The organism is Alcanivorax sp. UBA3183 (genome assembly GCF_002364155.1).
GTDB lineage: Bacteria > Pseudomonadota > Gammaproteobacteria > Pseudomonadales > Alcanivoracaceae > Alcanivorax > Alcanivorax jadensis.
In genome coordinates this window covers 336-2,223 of record NZ_DEXN01000028.1, presented here as the reverse complement: position 1 = coordinate 2,223, position 1,888 = coordinate 336, and the positions used below count along the sequence as shown (strand labels likewise).

Genomic DNA, 1,888 nt, shown 5'->3' with positions numbered 1-1,888 from the left:
CAGTCACGCGCCCAAGGCTATACCTCTGGGTCCGGTGAGTGCCTCTGTCGCAACAGTGCCGTGAGCGCGGCACTGTCCTTCACCTGCCCCTCGTCGTCCAGCGCCGGATAGGGAATACCCTCGGCATCACAGAGACGGGCAATTTTCTGGTGGCCCCAGCGGAACAGCAGCTCGCTATAGCGGGCCGCCTCAATACGCGGCTGGTCATAGAAGCCTTTGGCGCGACGTTGCTCACAGGCTTCCGCCAGAATAATGGCCGCTGCCACGCTCACGTTGAACGATTCCACCATGCCCATCATCGGAATGACCACGTGCTGGTCCACCGCCGCCGCCGCTTCATCGCTGACACCAAACTTTTCAGTGCCTAGCAGCAAGGCGGTGGGCCGGGTGTAATCCACTTCCCGATAGGGCACTGCGGTATCGGACAAATGGGCCGCCAGCACCTGAACGCCCTGCCCCTGCAATTCACGAATCACACTGCTGCTCTCGTCACGCTTGTGCACCTGCACCCAGCGCTGGGAGCCCATGGCAGTACCAGCGGCCATGCGGGCCCGGTTATTGGGCAGAATGGCGTGCACATCAAGAATGCCCACCGCATCGCAGGTGCGCACAATGGCAGCGATATTGTGGGGCTTGTGGACTCCATCCATGATCACAGTGAGATCAGGCTGGCGGCGATCCAGGGTGTCGCAGATACGATGATAACGTTCCGGGGTCATGGGCTTTCCTCATGGCTGGCCGCGGATTGTATAGGCCCGAGCCCGGATGACAAAATTCACCGCTCGACAACCCGCAGGCGTCACCCAGCCCCCTGCCCCTGGCAGACCGAATCCGTTAGGCTTTCGACTCACTGAATGAACCACCGCGGAGACCCCATGCCCGAACTCTCATCCCGCCGCCTGCCGTTGGACGGTGTCCGTGTTATCGAACTGGGCCAGCTGCTGGCTGGCCCCTTTACCGGCACCCTGCTGGCCTATTTCGGCGCCGATGTGGTGAAGGTGGAACCGCCCGGCGGCGACCCCATACGCGGCTGGCGCAAACTGGATGAAGATGGCACCTCCTACTGGTGGCGCAGCCTGGGGCGCAACAAGAAATCCGTGACCCTGGATCTGAAATCCGATCAAGGCAAGGCGCTGGCACGCAAGCTGATGAGCAACGCCGATGTGGTGATCGAGAACTTCCGCCCCGGCACCATGGAAAACTGGGGCCTGGGACCAGACAGCTTCGCCGAGGACAACCCGGGGCTGATCTACACCCGCATCTCCGGCTATGGCCAGACCGGCCCCTATGCCAGCAAGCCCGGCTATGCGTCGGTTTGCGAGGGCATCGGCGGGCTGCGGTACGTGAATGGGTTCCCCGGCGAACGTCCGGTACGCCCCAACCTGTCCCTGGGCGACACCATCGCCGGCCTGCACGCGGCCCTGGGGATTCTGCTGGCCCTGTTTGAGCGGCAAAAGAGCGACAAGGGCCAGGTGGTGGATGTGGCCCTCTATGAATCCGTCTTCAACCTGCTGGAGGGCGTGATCCCCGAATTTGATGGCGCCGGAGTGATTCGCGAACCAGCGGGTTCCACCGTCACCGGCATCGTCCCCACCAATACCTACCGCTGTACCGACGGCAAGTTCGTGGTGATCGGCGGCAATGGCGATTCCATCTTCAAACGCCTGATGACCACCGCCGGCCGGCCGGATATGGCAGACAACCCGGCCATGGCCAGTAACGCCGGTCGGGTGGAACACGAGACAGAGATCGACACGGCCCTGGACAGCTGGTGTCGCAGCCTGCCCAGCGAGCAAGTACTGACTCTGCTGGAAGAGGCCCGGGTCCCCGCCGGACCCATCTACTCCGTGGCCGACATGTTCAACGACCCCCATTTCCAGGCCCGGGG

The 1,888-nt window shown here is 62.9% G+C and carries 2 protein-coding genes; one reads left to right on the top strand and one right to left on the bottom strand.

The window, feature by feature from the left end; all coding sequences use genetic code 11:
• Positions 1–17: 17 nt before the first annotated feature.
• Positions 18–719 carry a tRNA (guanosine(18)-2'-O)-methyltransferase TrmH gene (gene trmH, locus B3Q33_RS10545; RefSeq protein ID WP_035247792.1) on the bottom strand — a complete coding sequence of 234 codons (702 nt, stop codon included), beginning with the start codon at positions 717–719 and terminating at the stop codon, positions 18–20.
• Between the two features lie 156 nt (positions 720–875).
• On the opposite strand from trmH, the gene B3Q33_RS10540 reads away from it, so the two are divergent.
• A partial coding sequence (locus tag B3Q33_RS10540) for a CaiB/BaiF CoA transferase family protein (protein WP_286827519.1) occupies positions 876–1,888 on the top strand: 1,013 nt, incomplete at its 3' end.